The following is a 24,789-nucleotide window of genomic DNA, read 5'->3' as shown; positions in this document are numbered from 1 at the left end:
TTAATGAAGGCGGCTTTTTGTTTGACCTTTATTGACCAAAAATGTATGATTAAACTACATACTTACCTTTTAAGGTGAAGGAGGAGCATTATGAATTTAATACCTACAGTCATTGAACAGACGAACCGCGGGGAAAGAGCGTATGACATTTACTCACGCTTGTTGAAAGACCGTATCATTATGCTGGGATCAGCAATCGATGACAATGTTGCGAACTCCATCGTATCTCAGCTTCTATTCCTTGAAGCCGAAGATCCAGAAAAAGATATCAGCATTTATATTAACAGCCCTGGCGGCTCTATCACAGCCGGCATGGCGATTTATGACACCATGCAGTTCATTAAACCTCAAGTCTCTACGATTTGTACGGGAATGGCGGCATCTATGGGTGCGTTCCTTCTCGCAGCCGGCGAGAAAGGGAAGCGCTACGCTCTTCCAAACAGTGAAGTCATGATCCACCAGCCGCTTGGCGGAGCGCAAGGTCAGGCAACAGAAATCGAAATTGCCGCGAAGCGCATTCTTTCATTGCGTGACAAACTGAACAAAATTCTTGCAGAGCGCACTGGACAACCGCTTGAAGTGATCGAGCGCGATACTGACCGTGACAACTTCAAAACGGCTGAAGAAGCAAAAGAATACGGCCTGATTGATAAAGTGCTCACACGCAATATCGACGCACAGAAGTAAAAGCAAAAAAAGCTGCCGGAATATTGAACTGCACCCCAATTGTTAGATGGTGTCTAACAATTGGAGGTGCAGTTTTCTTATGGCTGAATTTTCGGCTGAGGAACAAATACAAGCAGTCAAAAGGCTCTTGCGGGGACTGAAGGATAAAACGATCGCCAGAGAGATTGGCGTTTCGCATAGTATTTTTCATGTATCGATTCGCAAACATCTACATTATGGAGAAGTTGCGTTGCAAAAATCCTATACAACCTATTCCGCGGAAGATAAGCTCATGATTCATTCAGATCAGTGATGGACTACCAATTGAAGCCGTACCGTCAGGCCTTGAAAAAACGAAACATCACAAAGCATGTCCCGCATAAGCAACTGTTATGACAATACGGTGATGGAAAGCTTCTCTAGCGTTTTAAAATCAGAATTTCTTTATCTTAAAGAATTTGAGAGCGTCGAACATTTCAAAAAAACTCGCAGCGTATATTGATTACTACAATCACAAACGAATCCAGATCAAATTAAAAGGCATGAGCCCGGTACAATACCGGAATCATGCCAGTCAAACTTTTTCATGACATTTTACTGTCTAACTTTTTGGGGTCACTTCAATATCCGGCAGCTTTTTTTCATGCGCCAAACGGGCTGTCATATTCCATCCGCTTTGCCGTTTGCAATGCTGTTTCTTCTCCGAGGAGCCGCTTGACGATGTGAAAAGACATATTAATGCCCGCCGAAATTCCCCCTGAAGTGACGATATGTCCTTCATCAACAAATTTCACCTCACGAATGACGCGTACTTCAGGATATTCTTGTTCCAGCCTGTTATAACTCGCCCAATGTGTCGTTGCGCTTTTTCCGTTTAGCAGTCCGGCTTCCGCCAACAGGAGGGATCCCGTACAAACGGAAAGCAAAAGCTCTGCAGAGGCGGACGCTTCCTTGATCCAGCTGATCACCCGCTGATTATGAATCTCATGATTTCTCGCGCCGGGTCCGCCCGGAATGATTAAAATATCAAAACGCGGCGCATTTTCGATCGAAAAATCGGGGATGACCTTAAGCCCGTTCCGAGCCTTCACCTCACTGCCGGACTCAGAAACCGTCTTTACATCAAACGGGCGCTCTCCCCCTCCACCAGTCCCGGCAGTGACAGAAAACACTTCAAACGGACCGGCGAAATCAAGCACTTCCACCTCATCAAACAGCAGCAAACCGACACTCCATTTCTTCTTCATTCGCCCCGCCTCCATTTCTTTATGTAGTCAGCCTTTATAAATCCTTCCACTTTTTCTCTAACACCGGATAATGATAATCATTCATCTTCTCGACCAATTCACCCGGACTTTCGGAAGCATAGATCAGCTGAAGGTGCGATTCATTCGAAAAGCCCTCTTGAACGCTGTATTCGAGCATTTTAAGAAGTGGGTCAAAATAGCCGTTCACATTGTAAAGTCCGATCGGCTTTTGATGAATGCCGATCTGGGCCCAGCAAAGCACTTCAAACAGCTCTTCAAACGTACCGAAGCCTCCGGGCATCGCGATAAAGCCGTCAGCTAATTCACTCATTTTCGCTTTGCGCTCATGCATGCCGCTCACTTCGATCAGCTCTGTCAGCTGCTGATGAACGATTTCCCCTGTAAAAAGTCCTTTCGGCATAACGCCGACAACTTCCCCGCCGTTTTTCAATACGGTATCCGCAATCACGCCCATCAATCCCATTCTCGATCCTCCATAAACAAGGCGAAGCCCCTTCTCGGCAATATAAACACCAAGCTCTGCAGCTTTCTTCTTGTACGCCGGGTCCGTCCCCATATTTGATCCTGAATATACGCATACCGTTTTCACTTTCGCTCACTCCAACTCCATATATTGATAAAAGCAATTAACATTGTACTATATATTGTTTGTTCCGTGTGCGATAATATAATTGAATTTCTAAATGGGAGTGTAGACTTATGACAATCACAGACGCGGAGCAATGGACAAAGACATTTTATCGGAAAAGGGGATGGAGCGAATACGGACCTTTCATCCGGATGGGATTTTTAATGGAAGAGGCCGGTGAACTGGCGAGAGCGGTCAGGGCATACGAAATCGGAAGAGACCGTCCTGATGAAGCCAAACGGCCGGCTGCTGAACTGAAAAAGGAACTGATCGAAGAAATGGGCGATGTGATGGGGAATTTGATTATGCTTGCTGGCATATACGATGTTTCATTGGAAGACATGATGGATGCCCACCGCCGCAAACTGACGAAAAGATTTGCAGGAGAGCATCATGAAGATCAATGACCGCCTTTACGGCGAGGCAGATTTGGAGCCTGTGCTGACAGACCTCATTCATTCAAAAGCCGTTCAGCGTCTAAATGGGATTCACCAAGGCGGAGCATGCTTTCTCGTCAATCCCGCATGGAACATCAGCCGCTGCGAACACAGCATCGGGGTTATGCTTTTGATCCGCAGGCTTGGCGGAAGCCTTGAAGAACAAATTGCAGGTTTGCTTCACGATGTTTCCCATACGGCATTTTCCCATGTGGCTGATGATGTATTTAACATGGAAAACGAAGATTACCATGAACAGATGTTTCGGCAATGGGTCAAGCAATCTGATATCCCCTGGATTCTGGATACATACGGATTCAAAGATGAAGATATCTTATACGATGAAAAAAAATGGACGCTGCTGGAGCAGCCGGCTCCTTCATTATGTGCGGATCGCATCGATTACACGCTTCGCGACTCTTTAGCCTACGGGTTTGGCGACCAAGAAGAGATTGGACGATTTTTAGAAACCGGACTGACCGTTGTCGAAGGCGAAATCTACTGCACTTCGACAGAGCACGCCGAATGGTTCACCCGCCTTTACTATCAAGAGGTGATTGACTTCTTTATGAATCCCCTCAATGTATATGCGCTCTGTACACTCAGCCAAATGCTGAAAAAGGCGCTTGACATGCGTATCATCACGGGACGCGATTTTTTCAAAACCGACACGGAACTGCTTGCGATGCTAAAGCAAAAAGCGTGCTTCCGGGAAACGCTTGAAAGGCTCAGTACAGCGAGCCAGAGCGTTAAGCAAGGAGACGAAGACGATTTTACTTTTCATCAAACTTTAAAGGTAAGATGGATCGATCCAAAAGTCGCCGTTAACGGAAGAAAAGTCCCCGCCTCCACACTTTCAAAAGACGTCCTTTTGATGAAAGAAACGGCAATAGCCGCAATGAAAAAAGGCACATATGTAAAAGCCGCCGAATAAAAGCAACCGCCTGCTTCGGTCAGCCCGGAACAGGCGGTTTTCTTCAGTTATGTCACGTCAAATATTTGTTCAGGCCTGTCGACAAAATGCTTTTTGCCGATTTTATGAAACAGCCCTGTTTTATGAAGAAGCTCACGCGGCTGCTGCTGCAGCCCGACAATCATCACTTTGCCGTTTTGCTGGTGGACACGGTTGACGATCGTCATCAAGCTGCCTTCTGCGGAAGAATCCATATAGTCTACTTTGTTCATAAGCAGGATGAGGAGTTTTGGCGGGTGGCCTTTGTCCAAAATTGAATCCTCCAATGAATTCGATGAGCCGAAAAACAGCGGGCCTTCAACAGAATAGATGCTGACAGAGCGGTGGAATTTCTTTTCTTCCGCTGCAGCAGCCGACTGGACGATCGATTCAGACACATCCTTTTTAATGCGGAACGATTTGCTCATTCTGACGATAAAGGTGATGATCGCCAGCAGGATCCCGGCCGCCACCCCAAATACAAGGTCCTGCCAAACCGTTAAAAGAAATGTGACGACAAGCACGGCAGAGTCGGAATTCTTAATTTTCAAAATGTTTACAAACTCTTTCCGCTCACTCATATTCCAAGCGACCACCATTAAAATCGGCGACATGCTTGCAAGCGGGATAAGGGAAGCGTATGGCGCAAACAAAAGCAGGACCAATAAAACAAACACGCCGTGCACGATCCCTGAAATCGGAGAAGCAGCACCCGTTTTAATATTGGTTGCCGTACGGGCAATCGCGCCTGTCGCCGGAATTCCGCCGAACAGCGGTGCGGCAATGTTCGCAATCCCCTGGCCGACAAGCTCTTTATTGCTGTCATGCCTTGTTCCCTTCATATTGTCTGCCACCATCGCGGAAAGCAGCGATTCGATTCCGCCGAGCATCGCAATCGCAAGAGCGGGAGGCAGCAGGTAAATGATTTTATCCAATGACAATTCTGGAAATTGAAAGCTCGGCAAGCTGCGCGGAATTTCGCCGTAAGCTGAGCCGATCGTTACCACCTGTTCAGGAAACAGCATCGTGGCCATGACCGTCGATACAAGCAAGCCTGCAAGCGCTCCCGGCACTTTCGGCAGAATCTTTGGCGTAAACAGCACAAAGAAGAGCGATACGACAGCCGTCAAAATGCTGTAGAAGCTGAGCGTGTTCAGGTTGATGACAACCTCTCGCATATTCATATAAAAACTCTCATGCTTCTCAACATTCCTCAAACCTAAAAACTTGGCGATTTCTCCGGTGAAAATAATCACTGCGATGCCGGCCGTAAATCCGATGATCACCGGCCGCGGAATAAACTTGATAATCTTGCCGAGTTTTAGCAGCCCTAATATGACGAGAATCACTCCGGCCATAAAACCGGCAATCAGCAGATTCTCAAATCCGTATTGGAGCACAATAGCGAACAGGATCGGAACAAAGGCGCCTGTCGGTCCGCCAATCTGGTATTTCGACCCGCCGAGAAGCGAAATCAAAATACCGGCGACAATCACTGTGTAAAGACCGTGTTCCGGTTTCACCCCCGAGGCTATGGCAAAAGCCATGCCAAGCGGAATTGCGACGACTCCAACGACCATTCCTGCTACAATATCTTTTTGAAACCGTTTAAGGCTGTATCCTTCAAATCTGCCTGAAAAACGTAACATTCAATCTATCCTCCCCATTTCCGAAAGCAAAACGTCTTCACGTGAATAACCATCTTCCACAACATCCAAACGGCCGGTCTTTGGATCAATCACCAATCCGTGCACCGGAACGTCTGAAGGCATCAGCGGATGATTCCGAACCATGTTCACGCTGTGGCTGACGCTGTCTTCAACGCTGTCAAAGCCCGTCATCCATGTGTCCAAGTCGATGCCTGAATGCTGCAGGAGTTCGAGACAGCCATCATCAATCCCCCGCTGTTTGGCCTTTTGAAGGATAGATGAAGCGTTCAGGCTTGCCATACCGCACTCATGGTGGCCGATCACGCAGACTTCTTCAGCCTGCAGCTCATAGACAGCCACAAGAATGCTGCGCATGACGCTTCCAAAAGGGTGAGAAACAACGGCCCCCGCATTCTTAATGATTTTTGCGTCTCCATTTCTTAACCCCATTGCATGATGGAGCAGTTCTAATAAACGCGTGTCCATACATGTCAAAATCACAAGTTTCTTCTCCGGAAATTTTGTCGTTTCATAAAACTCGTACCCCTTTTCCTCTACAAAAGACTGATTTCGCTTCAAAATGGAAGTTAAAATCGCCATTTCTCTCTCACTCCTTTTCATAGTCATATGACCTTGATATTGTTACAGCCGAATTATAGCACATGGTTTTTCGATTTGGATTCGAATCAAAAAATTCACTATAAATGTACTGAATATTTTAAAAAGTCTAATTTTATATCTTTCTAAAATAATAAAATCTACACTGTTCTTCACCTATAAAAATAGAACTGGAAGCAAAATAGAACATCTAATATTTGGATTTATAGTTATAAAAATGCATTAAAATAAATTAAAAAACTGAAATAAGTATCTATGATTTTCTAAACAACAATAATTGAGCTGATAGTCCTGCGTTTATTCGGAACAGACTTTGATTTTTATAGAAGCCGTTTTTCCTCTATAATAGAAGCAGATGATACGCGGAAGGAGAATGCAGATGAAACCGTTTGTATATGTCACAAAACCGGTCCCAAAAGAAATCGAAGAGATGCTCGCCGAACACTGCACATATGAAATTTGGACTTCGCGCGAGCGCATTCCCAGATCAACCCTGCTCGAAAAAATCAAGGAAGCAGACGGTCTTTTGACCTCGGGGACAAAAATCAACCGTGAATTATTATGCAATGCGCCGAAGTTAAAAATCGTCAGCAACAACTCCGTCGGCTATGACAACTTTGACATTGAAGCAATGAAAGAAAAATCGGTTATCGGCACTCACACACCATACATTCTTGACGGCACAGTCGCAGACCTCGCTTTCGGTCTGATCCTTTCCTCAGCGCGGCGAATCGCCGAGCTCGACCGCTACATCCGCGATGGAAAATGGACCAAATCAGAGGATGATGAAAGCTTGTTCGGATGCGATGTCCATCACCGGACGCTCGGCATCATCGGAATGGGACGAATCGGAGAACAAGTCGCCAAACGGGCGGCCTTGGGTTTTGATATGGAAGTGCTCTATTACAGCCGCAGCCGCAAACCCGACACAGAGAAAAAAACCGGCGCGGTTTATACGGGCTTTCATGAATTGTTGGAACGCTCGGATTTCATTGTTCTGATCACACCGCTCACAGATGAGACATTCCGCCTTATCGGCGAAGCTGAATTCAAAAAAATGAAACCGTCATCCATTTTCATCAACATCTCCCGCGGCAAAACCGTTGACGAACAAGCGTTGATTCAAGCGCTGAAAGAAGGATGGATTAAAGGAGCCGGACTTGATGTATTTGAAAAGGAGCCGATTGAAAAAGACAATCCGCTCCTAAGCCTTTCCAATGTGACCCTCGTTCCCCACATTGGATCATCCACTCTTGTCACACACGTCAACATGCTGAAAAGCGCCGTCCAAAACCTGATTGACGGTCTTCAGGGCAGACAGCCAAAAGATATAGTCAAAGAACTGAGATGACGCACATTCTTACATTCAGGCCCGGAATGTTTTGCCGAGCTCGCGTCCTAAACCAAAATAGTGTCTAAAAAGATAAATTAAAGGCCCCCATTTTTGAGGATCGATGTGGTGTTCCCCTTTTATAATCGCTTCATGTGCGTGCACATGAAGCACTTTTGTTTCAATGACGGCAAAATACGGTGAATGTTCCGGAATGCGGATATTGACGGCTTCCGCTTCAATTTGAAGCGGACAATCGGCGACTCTGTCAGGTTTCACCGCCAGGGAATCTGCTGCCGTAAATCCGCCGGCTGCAAACTTTTTTTTAAGGTATGTAAAGCCGAGCCGCTTTTTTTCTTCCGGAACGCATCGTTTGCCGGTATAGGAAGCGAGCCGTTCTACATTGCTCCATAAAGATGAATCCGGCACATTGATGACACATCCGGCTTGTCTCTCTAAATTCTCCAATGCTTTGCCGCCGGTGCCGACGCCGAGTACGATCGAATCCCCAAGCGCCCAAGAAGAGGAAAGCGGGCTGAGATTCGTGGAACCGTCTTCGTTCAGCGTGCTGAGCAAAATGACGGGTGTTCCGTAGTATAAAATGCTTGGCTGAATAATTTTGCTGTTTTGATGCATATCGGTCTCCTCCTTTTATGCTTTTATTGTAATTCTCCAATATTTCAATTAACATCGAAGTATCGATTACATTTTAGGAGGAAGTGTCATGACCGTGAATCCGAATATCGCCGAGGTCGCCAAGCTTGTCACCGATCCGTCACGAGCAGCGATTTTAACCGCATTGCTTGATGACCGGTTTTATACAGCTACCGAGCTGGCCGGGTATGCGGGAATCAAACAGCAGACAGCAAGCTTTCACCTTTCCAAACTGCTTGACGCCGAAATGCTGACATGCCGGAAGCAAGGACGGCACCGCTATTACCGGCTCAAAGATGGCAAGGTTGCACAATCGCTGGAAACTCTGCTCAACATAGCCCCCCCTGCTGAAATTCGCTCTTTCCGGCAGTCAGCCGAAGATCGGGCGGTCAGAAAAGCGCGGACATGCTATGATCACTTGGCTGGATCGCTCGGCGTCACACTTGCGGAGCGGCTCGTGGAGATGGGCGTGTTGAAAGAAGAAGAGACGGCTTTTACCGTGACTGAAGCAGGAGAATTATTTTTGAAGGAACTTGGCATCGATGTTGGGGAAGTCAAAAAGAAACGGCGCTCTTTTTGCCATAAATGCCTGGATTGGAGTGAAAGGCGGCATCACATTGCCGGTGCCCTGGGCTCCGCACTGCTCGACGCTTTTATCCGCATGGGCTGGATCGAGCGGCGCCCGCGCACACGGGCCGTTGCAGTCACGCCCGCGGGCGCAAAGGAACTTTACCGCCTATTTCACATTTCCATTGAAAAGAACTGATGAAAAGCAGTTGGTTTTTTCTTCAAATCTTGACTAACATTCCGGGAGTCAAATAGGAAACCGCGGCGATCCGTTCCCGTCCTCGGGTTTCATGGAAAATTTACAATACTATAATGATTTCTGAGCATGTTTTGAGGTACAATTCAATATGATTACAGACGGAATGGAAATGAGGAAATGCGGCTGTTCAATCCCATGAAGGCACATTCTTCATGTTTATGCTATAAAGTCTAAAGATGGGGAGGACTTTATCCGTGAAAAAAATATTATCCACACTTGCGCTTGGGATTGTTCTCGCGCTCGGCTTTCTGGCAGGGAACCTTTTTACAAGCTCAGCTGAAGGGCCGCATGCAGAAAAAGGCAGCACCGTTCAGTCAAATGAGGTCATTAATACGTTTGAAGGTGTTGCCGACTATATCGTGAAATACGGCAGGCTGCCTGACAACTTCATCACAAAAGCCGAAGCGGCAAAATTAGGGTGGGACCCGCAAAAAGGCAATCTCGCAGAAGTAGCGCCTGGAAAAAGCATCGGCGGCGATATCTTTCAAAACAGAGAAAAATTGCTTCCAGATGCGGCCGGACGCGTATGGAGAGAAGCCGACATCAACTATACATCGGGATTCCGGGGGTCAGACCGGATCGTCTATTCCAACGACAGACTGGTTTATAAAACAACTGACCACTATAAAACGTTTACGAGAATGAGATGATCATATGAAACAAGTCACTTTAAACGGAGACAAGATCACGAGCGTATCAGACCTTCACCAAACATTAAAAGAACAGCTGGAGCTTCCGGACTACTATGGCGAAAACCTTGACGCGCTGTGGGATTGTCTGACCGGCTGGGTCGGCATGCCTTTGCTGATCGAGTGGAAGAATATCGAAAAAAGCCGGATTTACTTGGGCGATCAAGCCGAAGCATATTTGCAGCTTTTTCGCGAAGCCGAAGAAACACTGGACGGCTTTCAGCTGAAAACAGAAGGATAAAACAGAAAACGAGCGGGCGCTGCAGACAGGCGTCCGCTTATTTTAATTGATGCACAGTGGTGCTTCAGTCAAAAAAGGCTTGAACGAAAATGGTCTGGAAATCTCCGGCGTTCACATCTTCTTTCGTCAAACCGCTTCCGGTTTGCTTTGTGAAGTGATCCTTCGACAAAATTAACTTTCCGTCCTTTGTCAGCTTGGAAGCGAGCGGGTTTTTATTAAAGGGAGACGCTTCCTCATCGAAAATCGCATCCCGCACGCACGCAAGCGCCGCTTCATCGATTGGCGTCAGCGAAAATGCGTAGCCGGTCTGCCACCCCTCTCCCTTATCCATTTCAAGAAGGTAATCTCCTTTATCTGTCTTTGTTTTCCTGATACGGTAAGCTCCTGTTTTTGAGGTGATGGGTTCACCTGAGAACGGAACGGGGGCAAGCGGCAGGTTGATGCCGAATCCAGTATCAAGCAAATAGGTTTCATCGCTTTCCCGCAGAATAACGGCGACATGCGTTCCCGTCAGCGCCCACGCCTGTTCTTTTGGATTAAAAACCGTCCCGCGAACCATGTGTACGGAAAAGCCGAGCTCTGTCAGCACATGGTAAAGAAAAGCGTTCAAATCATAGCATAAACCGCCTCTTTTATTGTTCAGCAAGGCTTCCGTCAGCCCTGTTTTCGTCATCGAAATCCGTTCGTTTCTTAAAACCGCGCTATTTTCAAAAGGAAACTGTAAAGCCAGCAGCGATAAAAATTCGGGCAAGTCAGCAAATGTCACCTGCTGACCGGGCTTGTATCCAATCCTTTTAAACAGCGAATCAAGCATCGTCGTCATCGGTTATTCTCCTTCCGCTTTGAATCGATGAGAAAAAGCCAAACCTCATAAAGGTTTAGCTTTTTTCTCTTGAACATATGCAGTCAATGCAGCAAGAGCATCTTGCTCATCGGAACCGTCGGCGATCAGCGTGACTTCCGATCCGGAGCTGACAGCTAGGCTCATCAGCCCCATGATGCTTTTGGCATTCACTTTTTTATCTCCCTTTTCCAGAAAAATATCTGATTGAAAACGGTTGGCTTCTTGAACAAACAATGCCGCCGGGCGCGCTTGAAGCCCCGTTTTCAAAAGAATTTCCACTTTTTGTTGAACCATACGATCTCCCCCATTCCCTATTTTAAAGAGACAGATTGTCCTGAACGCAGCTGCTCAGCTATTTCATCCAGTTTCCTAAGCCTGTGATTGATGCCCGATTTGCTGATTTTTCCGCTCGACACCATTTCCCCGAGTTCCTTTAAGGTTACTTCCTGATAATCGATGCGGAGCTGGGCGATTTCCCTCAGCTTTTCCGGTAGCGCATCAAGCCCGATTCTTTCGTCGATCAGCTTAATGTTTTCCACCTGCCGCAGAGAAGCGCCGATCGTTTTGTTTAGATTGGCTGTCTCGCAATTGACGAGCCGGTTAACCGAGTTTCTCATATCGCGCACGATCCGGACGTCTTCAAAGCGGAGCAGCGAATTATGCGCGCCGATCACATTCAAAAACTCGGTAATTTTTTCAGCTTCCTTCAGATACGTGATGTATCCTTTTTTCCGCTCAAGCGTTTTGCTGTTTAAATGAAACTGATTCATGAGCCTGCACAATGAATCATTATGCTCTTTATACAGCGAAAAAATTTCGAGGTGGTAAGAAGATGTCTCGGGATTATTGACAGAACCCCCGGCTAAAAAAGCCCCTCTCATATAAGAACGTTTGCAGCAACGTTTTTTGACCAAGTCTTCCGAGATGTTTCTGGCAATGACAAAGTTGTCTCCGAGTATTTTCAGGTCCTCAAGAATCAGCTTGGCATTTTCGATCAGGCGTACGATGTAGACATTGTTTTTTTTCAGTCTCATTTTCTTTCGAACGAGCAGTTCAACGGAAACATCGTATTGTTTCTTCAGCAATGTGTAAATTCTTCTGGCGATGGCCGCGTTCTCGGTCTGGACGTCGAGAACCACTTTTCGGTTTGAGAAAGACAATGAACCGTTCATCCGAATGAGGGCAGAGAGCTCTGCTTTCGCGCAGCAATCTTTTACTTCAAGGTTTGTAAGTTCTTTTTTCGTTTCCGATGCAAATGACATATTATGGACACCCCCATTCCAAGGCCTGCTATTCTTTTAACAAATCAACAAGTAGCGAAGCGACTTTATGTGTATCATGACGGATCACGCCATTCTCGTATGTCACAATCTGATCTTTGATGACCTCAAGCCCCATCGCAGACAGGTCATCAATGTTAAACTGGACGGGCTGTGCCTGCTCCTTCGCATAGCGTTCCCGGATATCGTCCGGGATTTCCTCATTGTTGACGAGGATCGTATCGATAAACGGACCGCCCATATGCTGGTTAAGCGCTTTTACATGATCAGCTGCACTGTAGTACAGCGTTTCTCCCGGCTGGGTCATCACATTGCAAATATAAACTTTTTTTGCCGGGGCGTTTAATATTTCTTCCCTTATCTTCGGAACGAGAAGATTCGGCAAGATGCTCGTATACAGGCTTCCCGGGCCGAGAAGAATCAGGTCGGCGCCGCGGATTACATCAATCGTTTCCGGAACGGGTTCGATTTTTTCAGGTGTTAAAAACACCCGTTTAATCCGCTTACCGTAAGACGGTATCGTCGATTCCCCTGATATGATCTGTCCGTCATCCATTTCCGCATGAAGGACAACACTGGTATTGGCCGCGGGCAGAACCCTTCCCCTCACATTTAAAACTTTGCTCATTTCAGTGACGGCGTGAAAGAAATCACCGGTTATATTCGTCATCGCCGCCAAAATCAAATTTCCCAATGAATGGCCGATTAAATCGCCGCCTTTAGAGAAGCGGTGCTGGAACAGATCTTCAACAAGCGGTTCAACATCAGACAGTGCAGCGAGCACATTTCTGATGTCCCCCGGAGGGGGAATTTTAAGCTCATCGCGCAGCCTCCCCGAGCTTCCGCCGTCATCTGCGACCGTCACAATCGCCGTAATGTCAACCGGATGTTGCTTCAATCCTCTGAGCAATACCGAAAGGCCTGTTCCTCCGCCAAAAATTGCGATTTTTTTCTGATCTGCCATGCTATTTTCTGCTTTTCTTCTCGATGTCCCGGTGAGTAACATGAGTATAGTAGTCCTTTTTATAATAATCAGCAAGGTATTCAGCAAGCGTCACCGAGCGATGCTGTCCGCCTGTGCAGCCAATCGCGATGACTAGCTGGCTTTTACCTTCGCGCTTATATGACGGAAGCATAAAGCTCAGCAGCTCGGTCAGTTTTTCAAGAAACTTTTGTGTTTCGTTCCATTTCATCACATACGAAGATACTTCCTGATCTTTTCCCGTCAACGGCCTCATGCTGTCGATATAGTACGGATTCGGAAGAAACCTTACGTCGAACACTAGATCCGCATCGATCGGTAATCCGTATTTAAACCCGAATGACATTACATTCACTGTAAAGGTATGTCCATGATCTGCCGCAAAATGCTGGACAATTTTTTCGCGCAAGTCCCTCGGTTTCATATCGGATGTATCATAAATGATTTGAGAGCGGCCTTTCAACTCTTCGAGAAGCTCCCGTTCCGTTCGGATACCCTCAAGCGGCAGGCCAGTTGTCGCAAGGGGGTGGGACCTTCTTGTCTCTTTATATCTTGAAACGAGAACCAAATCCTTGGCATCTAAAAATAAAATTCGCGGGGTAATCCAGGATGTTTCCCCAATCTCGTCAAGCGCTTCAATCAGGCTGTCAAAAAACTCGCGGCCGCGCAAATCCATAACAAGGGCAACTTTGCTCATTTTTGAACTTGATTCCTTCATCAGCTCCAAAAATTTCGGCAGCAAAGATGGCGGCAGATTATCGACACAGAAAAAACCGAGATCCTCAAAGCTTTGAATCGCCACTGTTTTTCCTGCCCCTGACATTCCGGTTATGATCACAAGCTGTATATCATGGCCTCCATTCGCATTCATGCTTCTCTCCCCCTCTTATGTTTATTCGCCTTGCGGGTCGAGGCGATAGGACAGCAATTCAAAGTCAGGCGTATACGTAAAGGTGCCGTGAAGCAGTCCTTTGCCTTTCAGCATAAAATCCAGAATATGGACGTCTCCCGGCGCCATCGGCAGGCTCCAGACGTCTGCCGCCTGATGCCACTCGATGATGCCTTCTTCCGATTCTTCTACATGTTTGCCTGTATAATGATCGGCGACGAATGTGAACATCATCCATTCAGATACGACCTGATCATTTTCTTTTATGATAAAGGTGAATATCCCTTTCAGCTGCGGGTTCAGCACATACAAGCCCGTCTCTTCGCGGTATTCCCTGATGACGGCGTCCCTGACGGTTTCCCCGCTTTCCATTTTGCCGCCGGGGGCTACCCACCAGCCTCGTCTGGGCTTTTGCAGCAACAGGACTTTATCACCTGAAGTCAGCACACAATTCGTCACTCTTTGCAAAGTCTGTCACCCATCCTTTTATTCCTTCAATTCTTTTTTCTATTATACCGCTTCCTGTCCCCGCTCACAATGAACATGCAGTTCCGCCGCGAAAATCGCTTTTTTCCGGACTGCTTTAAGGCTTTTCCCGGGTAAAACTTAAAGAAACGGCTTTTTCAGCGAATGGAAGCGCTTGCGAAAACCGTTCTTTCATTCTATTTTACAGCAAAAATAGACGTTTCAATATTGAAATTTGAACAACTTGTGAAATTTGTAAAAATTTCTCTTTGTGGAAAAATAAAACAAAAAAAGGACACGGATAAGATCATCCGTGCCAATAAAATTCATTATAAAAGGGGGTCAATTACTATACCCATCATAACGAATAATTGTTTCACTGGTGTTACAGGGCGGTTAAATCATGATGACGATAAAAATACGTTATTTTACAGCCTTTTCTTTCTCTTTCAGCTCTTCGATATAGTGCTGAACGCTTTGTGCGGCAATGCTTCCGTCGCCTGTTGCCGTTACGATTTGGCGAAGGGTTTTCTCGCGGATATCGCCCGCTGCAAAAATACCTTCAACTTTTGTTTCCATCTGTTCATTTGTCACGATGTAGCCCTCTTCATTTGTAATGCCGAGGTTTTTGAACGGCTCTGAAAGCGGCAGCATGCCGATGTAGATAAAGACGCCGTCAGTCCGGAACTCTTCTTCTTCGCCTGTGACCGTATCGACCAGCGTTACTTTACCGACCTTTCCGTCTTTTTCATGAATTTCCTTGACCGTCTTGTTCCAGAGAAAGTCGACTTTTTCGTTGTCAAACGCGCGCGCCTGTAGGATGCTTTGCGCTCTCAGCTTATCGCGGCGGTGGACGATCGTGACTTTCGAAGCGAAACGGGTTAAGTACACGCCTTCTTCAACAGCGGAGTCCCCTCCTCCGACAACGACGAGCTCTTTATTTTTAAAGAATGCGCCGTCACAAACCGCACAATAAGATACACCGCGGCCGCCAAGCTCTTTTTCGCCAGGTACGCCGAGCTTCTTATATTCGGCGCCTGCTGTGATGATGACCGCACGCGCTTTAAATTCTTTTGATCCCGCTTTGACGATCTTGTAGTCTCCTTCATCGACGACTTCTTTAATATCGCCATACGCATACTCAGCGCCGAACTTTTTCGCATGTTCAAACATTTTATTTGAAAGCTCTGGTCCCAGAATGCTTTCAAATCCCGGATAGTTTTCGACATCCTCCGTATTGGCCATCTGTCCGCCCGGAACGCCTCTTTCAACCATCAAAGTCGACAGGTTCGCCCTTGACGTATAAACGGCTGCCGTCATTCCCGCAGGACCTGCTCCGATAATAATGACGTCATACATCTTTTCTTCTGACACAATGTTCACTCCTTCATGAATCTTATGCTGTCAAGCAGTCCATTTCTGTTAAATAAGATTCCCTTCTTATATCTTCCTTACCCATATCCTATAAAATATCATGAATAATCGCTATTTTTTTGCTCACATAATAAAACAGGCTGAACAGTGAAGTTCACACCTGTTTCTATAGATGTTCTTTTAATGTACGTTCATACTTTGAAAGCGTTCCGGGCGAGATATGGAAGATTTTTGCGGTTTCAGCTTTTGTCAGCCGCTCCTGATGCTCGGTCTTCCAAATGTAATAGATCGCCGCGGCAAGCCCGCCGGCATTTTTCAGCTGAAGGCCGTAAGCCCTGATCTGCTGAATGACATGAAAAATCCAAAAGCACATGGCCTCCTGTTCCATCGCTGACTGATCCGCTTGTTCAATCGCTTTCGCAGTTCTGTAAGCAAGAAGTGCGTCTTTTGAATCAACGGCTGCACTGCTTTCCCCGTAAAGCACAAGCCTGACAAACTGATCTTCAAACGGCGTTTTTGCCATCTGTGAATCAAGCACCGCTTTCAGCTGGGCTTTTTCCCCTTTTCTTCCGCTGATATAGTACGCGGCAAGGCGCTCCTCAAGCGGCCGCTGGACAGGTTTCTTTTCCTTCCGTTCTTTCCACGGCTCCATGCGGGCGTCATCCGGATACTCTTCCTGCATCTTTTTCCATACAGACCGGGCAAATTGAGTGCGGCCGGTGTAGTAAGCTGAGCAGGCGAGCCAGTAATAAAAGGTCTCATCCCCTTCAAATCCCATGCGGTAGAGTGATTTCAGCCATTTATAGCCGAGATCGTATCTGCCGACGAGGGACAGCGTGGCGCCGAGCTTATACCTTTGCTCAAACAGCATCGGATAAACATTGGAAAGCTGTTCGGAAAGCGCCTCGACCTTATCGTCCCGTCGTTCATAGTGATAAAAAATAAGAAGATTGCAAAGCGCATGCAGGTTTCCATGGCTTTTTTCCAAGACCGAAAAAATCGTCGTTTTGGCTTTCTGAATGTCTCCGGCATAAAAATATGCCAGTGCAAGGTTGTTGTAAGCTGACCAAAACTCGGGGTAATCGGAAGTGATTTCTTCAAGCATCACGATCGATTCCTGAAGCTGTCCATTTTCCAGCAGTGATTTCGCCCGATCCTGTTTCAGAATCAAGTCGTCCTGATCAAACTGCGAATAGCCCTCATCTTCCTCTCCCATATCCAATAAATCAAGGAGCTCCGCATTTTCCTCGCTGAACTCGCCGTCCGGGTCTTCTTTTAAATAAGTCTCCGCTGCTTTATAGGCTTCGTGAAAAAGGCCGAGGTGCGCATAGTTGTTGGCTTTAAAATAATAACATTCAGTCATTTTTTCGTTGATGTTCGTCAGGATAAAGTCCAAAAGTTCATTTGATTGCTGGTAAAATCCCATTTCAGTGTAAATAACAGCAAGTTGGGACAGCATTCCCGTGTTTTCCGGTTCAAGAAAAATCGCTCTCTGAATGAGCTTGCTTGCGCGGGATAAATTGCGTTCTCTATATGCTTTGAGCCCTTTATGATAAAAATATTGCCCATCTTGGAACAGTTGGACAATTCTCGAATCTTTATGGTGTTCAGAAGTGTACTTTCCCACAGATACCCTCCATTTCAAACTATATACCGTGAGTAGTATAACATAGTTTCCAGCAGGCTTAATAGGCCAAAAACAAGTTTCGAGAAAATTCTCTTCATTTTCCACATATGGTTTTTTCACCATTTTATTCCTGACGTTTGGAGCACTGGAGCGCATAGGGCTTTCAGAAGGTTCAAGGTAGGTTTTATATCGGAAGTACGCTTTTTATTTTAACCAGGGCAAAATCTTTTTTTAGCACTAGATAGTGACGAATATACGTTCCCATTGTATGATCATAGAAAGGGGGTTCATCATGTGAAAAAAAGCGGATCAATACAATTGAAGCATTTCTCGGAAGAACATTCAGCTGCGCTTCTCGAATTCGAGCTTCCTGAAGAACAGCATCGATTTACCGCGTTGCCGAAAGAGGTTTTAAAACAGACGGACGGTCAGTTTCCAATCGTAATTTTAAGCGAAGGCGAACCCGTCGGATTTTTTATCCTGCATGCGACCGAGAGGGTAAAAGACTATTCGGACAACCCGGACGCCATGCTGTTAACGGCGCTATCCATCGACAGAAAGCACCAGGGAAAAGGTTTTGCAAAAGAAGGAATGCTCAAGCTTCCTGCATTTGTCGCCAAGGAGTTCACCCATTGTCATGAAATCGTGCTGGTTGTGAACGTGAAAAACACCGCGGCCCAGCACCTGTATGTGAAAGCCGGATTTGCAGACACAGGGGAAAGAAAAATGGGGCCGATCGGAGAGCAAATCGTAATGAAATTAAACACGGGAAAACACCCAAAAGGCAGTTAGCTTTTTGGGTGTAAGCAATGCGCTTATGATTCAGAGCCTTCATGGCGCTCTTTCAGGACGCCAAGCACATCATCAAGCGGCAGGGACTGCTCCCTCAACAAAACGAGCAGATGGTAAAGAAGGTCAGCCGCTTCCCATCTCAGCTCTTCAGAATCCCGGTTTTTTGCAGCGATAATGACTTCCGCCGCTTCTTCGCCAACCTTCTTCAAAATCTTGTCAACGCCTTCACGGAACAAATATGTCGTATATGCGCCTTCAGGCATTTCAGCCTGCCGTTTAGCAATCACCGTTTCAAGTTCATTGATGATGTCAAAGCGGCCGCCATCAGTCTGTCTGATATGTTCGCCGGGCGAAAAACAGCTGTAGCTTCCTGTATGACAGGCCGGTCCCGCCGGTTCGACCAGCACGATGAGCGCATCCTGATCACAGTCAAGCCTGATGTCTATCACACGCTGAATGTTTCCTGACGTCGCTCCCTTATGCCAGAGCTCTCCTCGCGATCTGCTGAAAAACCATGTCTCCTTCATTTCCAGCGTTTTTTCAAACGATTCTTTGTTCATATAAGCAAGTGTCAGCACTTCCTTGCTCGCTGCATCCTGGACAATCGCCGGGATCAAGCCGGCTTCATTAAATGTCAACTCGTCTGCCTTGATCATCTTACATTCACCCCGCGCTCTTTTAAATAAGCTTTTACTTCTTTTACAGATGTTTCTTTGTAATGAAAGATAGATGCGGCAAGAGCCGCGTCCGCCCGCCCTTCTGCAAATGCATCATACATGTGGCCCGCATGACCTGCGCCTCCGGATGCAATGACGGGGACTGAAACAGCTTCTGACACAAGCTTTGTGAGCCTGCAGTCAAATCCGTTCTTTTCTCCGTCTGCATCCATGCTTGTCAGCAGGATTTCACCGGCTCCCCGCTGAACGGCTTCCTTCGCCCATGAGACGGCCTCAAGGTCCGTCTTTTTACGTCCGCCGTGTGTATAAACATAATACTGATCAGCTTCCGGATCAAATTTTGCATCAATCGCGACGACAATGCATTGAGAACCGAAAAAGTCAGCGCCTTCCGTTATCAGCTCCGGACGGAGAACGGCAGCCGTATTAACGGAAACTTTGTCGGCGCCGGCCCGCAGGATCGTTTTCATATCATCCAAACGATTGATGCCGCCGCCGACGGTAAACGGGATCGCCAGCTTGGCCGCCACTCTTTCAACGACGTCAACCATCGTTTTTCTCCCCTCGTGGGATGCCGAGATATCGAGAAAAACAAGCTCATCGGCGCCTTCACGATCATATACTTCAGCCAGCTCAACGGGATCGCCGGCATCTTTCAATTCAACAAACTGCACACCTTTGACAACGCGGCCGTCTTTTACGTCCAAACACGGGATAATTCGTTTTGTGATCACTTTGCCGCCACCCTTTCAAGCGCTTCAGTCACGGTAAATTGATTGGTATACAGCGCTTTTCCGACAATGGCGCCAGAGACGCCTTCCACAGTCCGGGAAGCGAGCGCCTCAAGATCGGCGAGAGAGCTGACACCGCCGGAGGCAATGACTTGTTTGCCGGTTGCCCTGGCAAGCTCCACTGTACTGCTGATATTCGGTCCTGACAGCATTCCGTCAGTCGCAATGTCGGTAAAGATAAAAACTTCCGCACCTTCATTCGCAAGCTCGCGGCCAAGCTCTTCCGCTCTAACGGAGGAGGTCTCAAGCCATCCTTCAGTCGAAACAAATCCGTCTCTTGCGTCAAGACCGATTGCGATATGCCGGCCGTAAGCTTTCAGCATGTTTTTGACAAACTCGGGATTTGATACGGCCGAGCTGCCTAAGATCACCCTTTCAACACCTTGCGACAAGTAGTCATACACGTCTTTTTCGGTCCTGATGCCGCCGCCGACTTGCACTTTAACGTTGAGCTCATCAGCAATGCTTATGACGTGTCTGTCGTTCACTTTTTTGCCTTCTCTTGCCCCGTCCAAATCGACAAGATGAATCCAGTCTGCCCCCGCTTCAGCAAACCGGGAGGCCATATCCAGAGGGGAATGACCGTAAATCGTTTCTTTTTCATAATCTCCCTGGATGAGCCTGACGCATTTGCCGTTTCTCATGTCAATGGCAGGGTATACAGTAAACTCGCTCATTTTTTCACCTTCTGTTCTTGTGTAAGCTGCTTGAAACGCTTTAAGATCGACATGCCGACCGCACTGCTTTTTTCCGGATGAAACTGGGCGCCGTATACATTGCCAAAACCGACGACAGCAGGCACACGCACACCGTATTCGGCGCTGGCAAGCAAAGCTTCCTCTTCGATTCCGCAGACATAATACGAATGAACGAAATACGCATACCCTTCTTTCGTCTTTGGTAAAAGCGGAGAGTCGCGGTGGACCGTGAGAAGATTCCAGCCCATGTGAGGCACTTTTAAGCGATCTCCCGCTTGATCACGGTCTTTCAGTTTAACGATTTTTCCTTTCAAAAGGCCGAGTCCTTTTGACGCCCCGCGTTCTTCGCTTTCTTCAAATAACAGCTGCATACCGAGGCATATGCCGAGAAGAGGTTTTCCTTCACTTACGGCATCTTGAATAAATGTTTTCAGGCCGGTCTGGCTTAAAGTCTCCATCGCATCCCGAAAAGCTCCGACTCCCGGAAGGATATAGCTGTCCGCTTTCTTAAGTTCATCCGGATGCTCGGATACGAAATAAGGGGCATCGATCCGTTCAAGCGCTTTAGAGACGCTGTACAGATTTCCCATTCCGTAATCTATGACACCGATCATTTACAGCATTCCTTTCGTTGACGGAATTCCTTTGACCCGCGGATCGATCAATGTCGCTTCATCAAGCGCACGTCCCAGCGCTTTAAAAATCGCTTCGATCATGTGGTGAGTATTCGTACCGTAATGAACGATGACATGAAGATTCATTCGCGCTTCCAGCGCAAACTTCCACAAAAATTCATGGACAAGCTCTGTATCAAAGGTTCCGACTTTCTGGCTCGGGAATTCGGCTCTGAACTCGAGGTGCGGCCTGTTGCTCAGATCAATCGCAACCTGGGCGAGCGCTTCATCCATCGGCACTATGCTCGAACCGTAGCGTTTGATTCCTTGTTTATCTCCGAGCGCTTCCAAAAGCGCCTGTCCGAGACAAATTCCGATATCTTCCGTCGTATGGTGGTCGTCGATTTCAACATCGCCTTTCGCTTCAACTGAAAGGTCAAACTGCCCGTGTTTTGTAAATAAATCGAGCATATGCGTCATAAACGGGACATCCGTTTGAATATCCGCTTTCCCTTCTCCGTCAATATGAAAGGATAATTTAATATCAGTTTCATTGGTTTTTCTTGCCCGTTCGGCTTTTCTCATCAGTCTTCCTCCCGGTTTCTGGATTCAATTGCTCTTGCATGGGCTTCAAGTCCTTCCAATCTTGCAAAGGCCGCAATGCTCTCGGCATTCTCGCGGAATGCATCCCTGCTGTAGGAAATGATGCTGGAGCGCTTTTGGAAGTCGGTCACATTTAGCGGGCTTGAAAATCTGGCTGTGCCGTTAGTCGGCAGAACATGATTAGGGCCCGCAAAATAATCTCCCACCGGCTCTGAACTGTAGCGGCCCAGGAAAATGGCTCCCGCGTGTTTGATCTGTCCGAGCAGGGCGTCAGGCTGAGCTGTTAAAATTTCCAAATGTTCAGGAGCGAGCTCATTGATGACGGAAACAGCTTCATGCATCGTCTTTGTAACATAGATCAAACCGTGGTTGTCAATCGACTGCTGTGTAATCTCTTTTCTTGGAAGATGTTCGAGCTGTTCGTAAACCTCTTTTAAAACAGATTCGGCAAGCGGCTTTGAGTCGGTGACAAGAATGCTCGCTGCCATCGCATCATGCTCAGCCTGTGAAAGTAGATCAGCAGCGATTTCCCGGTGATTTGCCGTACTGTCAGCGAGAATGGCGATTTCACTTGGGCCCGCGATCATATCAATATCAACCTGGCCGAATACTTCCCGTTTAGCCAAGGCGACGTAAATATTTCCAGGTCCTGTGATTTTATCGACGGGGGAAATGGTTTCTGTTCCGTAAGCCAATGCGGCAATCGCCTGAGCACCGCCCATTTTGTAAATCTCTGTGACGCCAAGCTCAGCGGCAGCTGCCAGCACTCCCGCCGACAATTTGCCGTCTTTTCCCGGAGGTGAGGCAAGGACGATGCGATCGACACCGGCAACAAGCGCCGGAATAACATTCATCAGAACGGATGATGGGTAAGCAGCCGTTCCGCCGGGCACGTACACTCCCGCTGAATCAAGGGGCGTGATTTTCTGGCCGAGCATCGTTCCGTCCTTGCGGTGGTAAAACCATGATGATGCGAGCTGCCGCTCATGATATTCTTTAATGTTAAAAATCGCCGCCCGAATAATCTCGAGATCACGTTCATTGAGCGTGATGTATGCTTCCTTGATTTCCTCTTCAGAAACGCGAAAGTCGGCCACATCCGCTCCGTCAAATTGTCTTGTGAATGCGGAAACAGCTGAATTCCCGTACTTTTTCACTTCATCGATAATGCCGCGGACCGCTTTTCTTTGCTCTTCCGTTCCGGCGTCAATAGTGCGCTTTAGGGAAACCGACGTATTTCCGCTGATGGTTTTGATCTTCATTTTACTTTTTCCCCTTCCACAATAAGAGAAAGTTTTGAAGCCATTTCATCGATGACTGCGTCTTTCATTCGGTAGCTGACAGGATTTACGATGAAACGTGACGTGATGTCGCAAATTTTTTCGGTTTCAACCAGCCCGTTTTCCCTTAAAGTCTGTCCTGTTGATACGATATCAACGATTCGGCCGGCAAGTCCGATCAAGGGAGCGAGTTCAATCGAACCGTTGAGCTTGATGATTTCCACTTGTTCTCCCTGCTCCCTGAAGTAGCTTGACGCGACATTTGGATACTTGGTCGCAACCCGGGGCGCAACGTTGTCGGCCGCCGTCTCTGGCAGGCCGGCTACGGCAAGACGGCATTTGCTGATGTTTAAATCAAGAACCTCGTAGACATCGCGTTCTTCTTCCAGCAGCACATCTTTGCCGGCGATTCCGACATCGGCCACCCCGTGCTCGACATATGTTGTGACATCCATCGGCTTGGCGAGGATAAAGCGAAGGTTCTCTTCAGGCACCTGAATGATCAGTTTTCTCGAATCATCGAATTCTTCAGGGAGCTGATAGCCTGCTTTTCGAAGCATATCGGCAGCTTCTTCAAATATCCGCCCTTTCGGCATCGCAATCGTCAATTCCTTACCCATGCTTCTCTTCCTTTCTGGCCCCGATAAAATAGGTCACGTTTTGAAAAGACTTTGTCATTTGGTCAATATCTCCGATTCCCGCTAAGTCCTGTATAACGACTTTTTTGCCCTTTCTTCGCTCTTCTTCGGCAAATTTGATCGCCTCTTTTCTCTGTTCCGTGCTGAAGATGACGACATCGATTTTTTCTTGCTCTTCAGTCGGCTTCAATGCTTCTAGCAGCCTGTCAGTCCTGATGCCGAAACCGGTTGCCGGAGCGGGTGAGTCGAAGCGGCCGAGAAGCTGGTCGTATCTGCCGCCGTTTCCGATCGGAAAGCCGACGTTTTCAGCATAGATTTCAAACAAAACACCCGTATAGTAGCTCATATGGCTGACCATGCCTAAATCAAGTTTAATGTCGTCCGTGCAACCATAGTCGCCGAGTGTCTCCCAAAGCGTCTTCAGTTCTGAAACCGCGCGTTTTCCTTTTTCAGAATCGATGATCGATGCCGCCTTGCCGCACGTTTCAATACCGCCTCTCAGCTCCAAAAGCTCGAGCAGCCTGCTTTTATCAATTGAGGATAAATTGAGGGATTTTACATGCTCCCGGTAGCCGACATAGTTCTTTTCGTATAAATAGCGCCGCAGGACATGAGCCCTTTCTTCATTCCCTAAAACCTCCACAAACAAAGCATCTGAAATTCCGACATGGCCGATCGAGATTTTAAATGAAGTCAGGCCGGCATTTTTAAGCGAAAAAATGACGAGTGCAATCACTTCTGCGTCAGCGCTTGTAGATCCATCGCCGATCAGTTCGACGCCGACTTGCTCAAATTCGGCGGCACGTCCGCCTTCACGTTCCTGTGCCCTGAACACATTTGCAGCATAGCCCACTCTAAGCGGGTGATCATCTTTATGAAGCTTTGAGGCCGCCACCCTTGCGATCGGGGCCGTCATATCAGGTCTTAACACGAGCGTCTGCCCCTCCTGATCAAGGAGTTTAAATAACTGCTGATCCAATATGGCCGACTGCACACCGACCGTATCATAAAATTCAAGGGCCGGTGTCTCCATGAACTGATACCCCCACAAAGCCATCACCTCTGTTAATGAAGAGCGCACCTTTTTCTTTGTTTCGTAAAGCACAGGCAGCGTATCCCGCATGCCATGCGGTTTTTCAAACATAAACATCTACACTTGCACCCCCATAACTGTTTGAAGGAAAATTCCGAATCCTTTAGTTCGCTAATATGATAATATGCTAACAGATAAAAGAATCAAAATCAACAGCCGCTCTTAAAATAGACTACGGACCGTA

The 24,789-nt window shown here is 47.2% G+C and carries 29 protein-coding genes and 1 pseudogene; 9 read left to right on the top strand and 21 right to left on the bottom strand.

Features of this window, described 5'->3' with window-relative positions; all coding sequences use genetic code 11:
* Positions 1-90 precede the first annotated feature (90 nt).
* Positions 91-687, top strand: a complete 597-nt coding sequence (gene clpP, locus M1D90_RS03265; RefSeq protein WP_003185550.1) for an ATP-dependent Clp endopeptidase proteolytic subunit ClpP — start codon at positions 91-93, stop codon at positions 685-687.
* Between the two features lie 265 nt (positions 688-952).
* A pseudogene (locus M1D90_RS03260) lies at positions 953-1,256 on the top strand (transposase); the annotation flags it as partial.
* 51 nt (positions 1,257-1,307) lie between these two features.
* On the opposite strand, the gene M1D90_RS03255 reads toward M1D90_RS03260, so the two are convergent.
* Positions 1,308-1,913, bottom strand: a complete 606-nt coding sequence (locus M1D90_RS03255) for a DJ-1/PfpI family protein (RefSeq protein ID WP_105979705.1) — start codon at positions 1,911-1,913, stop codon at positions 1,308-1,310.
* A gap of 34 nt (positions 1,914-1,947) precedes the next feature.
* The gene (locus M1D90_RS03250; RefSeq protein ID WP_059260902.1) at positions 1,948-2,523 is read right to left on the bottom strand and encodes an LOG family protein; all 576 of its coding nucleotides are present in this window, start codon (positions 2,521-2,523) and stop codon (positions 1,948-1,950) included.
* Positions 2,524-2,633: 110 nt separating this feature from the next.
* Here M1D90_RS03250 and M1D90_RS03245 point away from each other — a divergent pair, with 110 nt between their 5' ends.
* Together M1D90_RS03245 and M1D90_RS03240 are read left to right on the top strand one after the other, a co-directional pair.
* Complete coding sequence (locus M1D90_RS03245) at positions 2,634-2,969, top strand: MazG nucleotide pyrophosphohydrolase domain-containing protein (protein WP_020453047.1); 336 nt, start codon at positions 2,634-2,636, stop codon at positions 2,967-2,969.
* A complete protein-coding gene (locus tag M1D90_RS03240) occupies positions 2,956-3,933 on the top strand; it encodes an HD domain-containing protein (protein ID WP_456283128.1) in 978 nt (325 codons plus the stop codon). Before M1D90_RS03245 ends, M1D90_RS03240 begins: the two co-directional genes overlap by 14 nt.
* 47 nt (positions 3,934-3,980) lie before the next feature.
* Here the strand turns inward: M1D90_RS03240 and M1D90_RS03235 are convergent, their stop codons facing one another.
* Positions 3,981-5,600 (bottom strand): SulP family inorganic anion transporter, encoded by a 1,620-nt coding sequence (locus M1D90_RS03235; RefSeq protein WP_309539572.1) that lies wholly within the window; start codon positions 5,598-5,600, stop codon positions 3,981-3,983.
* Positions 5,601-6,200, bottom strand: coding sequence for a beta-class carbonic anhydrase (locus tag M1D90_RS03230; RefSeq protein ID WP_020453050.1), 600 nt, complete (start codon positions 6,198-6,200; stop codon positions 5,601-5,603).
* 397 nt (positions 6,201-6,597) lie between these two features.
* On the opposite strand from M1D90_RS03230, the gene M1D90_RS03225 reads away from it, so the two are divergent.
* Positions 6,598-7,569 (top strand): 2-hydroxyacid dehydrogenase, encoded by a 972-nt coding sequence (locus M1D90_RS03225; RefSeq protein WP_026580149.1) that lies wholly within the window; start codon positions 6,598-6,600, stop codon positions 7,567-7,569.
* A gap of 15 nt (positions 7,570-7,584) precedes the next feature.
* Here the strand turns inward: M1D90_RS03225 and M1D90_RS03220 are convergent, their stop codons facing one another.
* The gene (locus tag M1D90_RS03220) at positions 7,585-8,184 is read right to left on the bottom strand and encodes a flavin reductase family protein (protein WP_145930000.1); all 600 of its coding nucleotides are present in this window, start codon (positions 8,182-8,184) and stop codon (positions 7,585-7,587) included.
* Positions 8,185-8,272: 88 nt separating this feature from the next.
* Between M1D90_RS03220 and M1D90_RS03215 the strand changes: the two genes are divergently transcribed.
* The 3 genes from M1D90_RS03215 to M1D90_RS03205 all read left to right on the top strand — a co-directional run bounded on the left by M1D90_RS03215 (position 8,273) and on the right by M1D90_RS03205 (position 9,958).
* Entirely contained in the window at positions 8,273-8,968 is a 696-nt protein-coding gene (locus tag M1D90_RS03215; protein ID WP_048350579.1) for an ArsR/SmtB family transcription factor, read from the top strand.
* Positions 8,969-9,222: 254 nt separating this feature from the next.
* Entirely contained in the window at positions 9,223-9,678 is a 456-nt protein-coding gene (locus M1D90_RS03210) for a ribonuclease (RefSeq protein WP_026580150.1), read from the top strand.
* A 4-nt stretch (positions 9,679-9,682) separates the two neighbouring features.
* Entirely contained in the window at positions 9,683-9,958 is a 276-nt protein-coding gene (locus tag M1D90_RS03205; protein WP_020453055.1) for a barstar family protein, read from the top strand.
* Between the two features lie 64 nt (positions 9,959-10,022).
* On the opposite strand, the gene M1D90_RS03200 is transcribed toward M1D90_RS03205, so the two are convergent.
* The 8 genes from M1D90_RS03200 to M1D90_RS03165 all read right to left on the bottom strand — a co-directional run bounded on the left by M1D90_RS03200 (position 10,023) and on the right by M1D90_RS03165 (position 17,419).
* Positions 10,023-10,781, bottom strand: coding sequence for an arylamine N-acetyltransferase (locus M1D90_RS03200; protein ID WP_035337756.1), 759 nt, complete (start codon positions 10,779-10,781; stop codon positions 10,023-10,025).
* 45 nt (positions 10,782-10,826) lie between these two features.
* A complete protein-coding gene (locus M1D90_RS03195) occupies positions 10,827-11,096 on the bottom strand; it encodes an HPr family phosphocarrier protein (RefSeq protein ID WP_020453057.1) in 270 nt (89 codons plus the stop codon).
* A 17-nt stretch (positions 11,097-11,113) separates the two neighbouring features.
* Positions 11,114-12,064, bottom strand: coding sequence for a DNA-binding protein WhiA (gene whiA, locus M1D90_RS03190; RefSeq protein WP_020453058.1), 951 nt, complete (start codon positions 12,062-12,064; stop codon positions 11,114-11,116).
* 28 nt (positions 12,065-12,092) lie between these two features.
* Complete coding sequence (locus tag M1D90_RS03185) at positions 12,093-13,046, bottom strand: gluconeogenesis factor YvcK family protein (RefSeq protein WP_023856351.1); 954 nt, start codon at positions 13,044-13,046, stop codon at positions 12,093-12,095.
* A gap of 1 nt (position 13,047) precedes the next feature.
* Positions 13,048-13,935, bottom strand: coding sequence for an RNase adapter RapZ (rapZ, locus tag M1D90_RS03180; RefSeq protein WP_020453060.1), 888 nt, complete (start codon positions 13,933-13,935; stop codon positions 13,048-13,050).
* Between the two features lie 21 nt (positions 13,936-13,956).
* On the bottom strand, positions 13,957-14,421 hold the full coding sequence (locus tag M1D90_RS03175; RefSeq protein ID WP_023856352.1) for an 8-oxo-dGTP diphosphatase: 465 nt from the start codon (positions 14,419-14,421) through the stop codon (positions 13,957-13,959).
* A 420-nt stretch (positions 14,422-14,841) separates the two neighbouring features.
* Entirely contained in the window at positions 14,842-15,792 is a 951-nt protein-coding gene (gene trxB / locus M1D90_RS03170) for a thioredoxin-disulfide reductase (RefSeq protein ID WP_020453061.1), read from the bottom strand.
* 166 nt (positions 15,793-15,958) lie between these two features.
* On the bottom strand, positions 15,959-17,419 hold the full coding sequence (locus M1D90_RS03165; protein ID WP_105979695.1) for a tetratricopeptide repeat protein: 1,461 nt from the start codon (positions 17,417-17,419) through the stop codon (positions 15,959-15,961).
* 294 nt (positions 17,420-17,713) lie between these two features.
* Here M1D90_RS03165 and M1D90_RS03160 point away from each other — a divergent pair, with 294 nt between their 5' ends.
* Positions 17,714-18,211: a GNAT family N-acetyltransferase gene (locus M1D90_RS03160; RefSeq protein ID WP_145624947.1), complete on the top strand. Its 498-nt coding sequence runs from the start codon at positions 17,714-17,716 to the stop codon at positions 18,209-18,211.
* Between the two features lie 23 nt (positions 18,212-18,234).
* Here M1D90_RS03160 and hisIE read toward each other — a convergent pair whose 3' ends face one another.
* Genes hisIE through M1D90_RS03120 form a run of 8 tightly spaced genes read right to left on the bottom strand, consistent with a single transcriptional unit; the run spans position 18,235 to position 24,662 of the window.
* Positions 18,235-18,867: a bifunctional phosphoribosyl-AMP cyclohydrolase/phosphoribosyl-ATP diphosphatase HisIE gene (gene hisIE / locus M1D90_RS03155; RefSeq protein ID WP_023856355.1), complete on the bottom strand. Its 633-nt coding sequence runs from the start codon at positions 18,865-18,867 to the stop codon at positions 18,235-18,237.
* On the bottom strand, positions 18,864-19,622 hold the full coding sequence (gene hisF, locus M1D90_RS03150; protein WP_023856356.1) for an imidazole glycerol phosphate synthase subunit HisF: 759 nt from the start codon (positions 19,620-19,622) through the stop codon (positions 18,864-18,866). Before hisF ends, hisIE begins: the two co-directional genes overlap by 4 nt.
* Positions 19,619-20,356, bottom strand: coding sequence for a 1-(5-phosphoribosyl)-5-[(5-phosphoribosylamino)methylideneamino]imidazole-4-carboxamide isomerase (hisA, locus tag M1D90_RS03145; RefSeq protein WP_456283127.1), 738 nt, complete (start codon positions 20,354-20,356; stop codon positions 19,619-19,621). Before hisA ends, hisF begins: the two co-directional genes overlap by 4 nt.
* On the bottom strand, positions 20,353-20,991 hold the full coding sequence (gene hisH, locus M1D90_RS03140; RefSeq protein WP_039073040.1) for an imidazole glycerol phosphate synthase subunit HisH: 639 nt from the start codon (positions 20,989-20,991) through the stop codon (positions 20,353-20,355). The genes hisA and hisH overlap by 4 nt, the downstream gene beginning before the upstream one ends.
* Positions 20,992-21,576, bottom strand: coding sequence for an imidazoleglycerol-phosphate dehydratase HisB (gene hisB, locus M1D90_RS03135; RefSeq protein WP_231005559.1), 585 nt, complete (start codon positions 21,574-21,576; stop codon positions 20,992-20,994).
* Positions 21,576-22,856, bottom strand: a complete 1,281-nt coding sequence (gene hisD, locus M1D90_RS03130; protein ID WP_039073041.1) for a histidinol dehydrogenase — start codon at positions 22,854-22,856, stop codon at positions 21,576-21,578. The genes hisB and hisD overlap by 1 nt, the downstream gene beginning before the upstream one ends.
* Positions 22,853-23,494, bottom strand: coding sequence for an ATP phosphoribosyltransferase (gene hisG / locus M1D90_RS03125; RefSeq protein ID WP_023856361.1), 642 nt, complete (start codon positions 23,492-23,494; stop codon positions 22,853-22,855). The genes hisD and hisG overlap by 4 nt, the downstream gene beginning before the upstream one ends.
* The gene (locus tag M1D90_RS03120) at positions 23,487-24,662 is read right to left on the bottom strand and encodes an ATP phosphoribosyltransferase regulatory subunit (protein ID WP_197407088.1); all 1,176 of its coding nucleotides are present in this window, start codon (positions 24,660-24,662) and stop codon (positions 23,487-23,489) included. Before M1D90_RS03120 ends, hisG begins: the two co-directional genes overlap by 8 nt.
* Positions 24,663-24,789: the final 127 nt, after the last annotated feature.

It is taken from the genome of Bacillus sp. JZ34 (genome assembly GCF_053903205.1).
The sequence above is the reverse complement of the archived record's forward strand: the minus strand, read 5'-3'. Positions and strand labels throughout refer to the sequence as shown.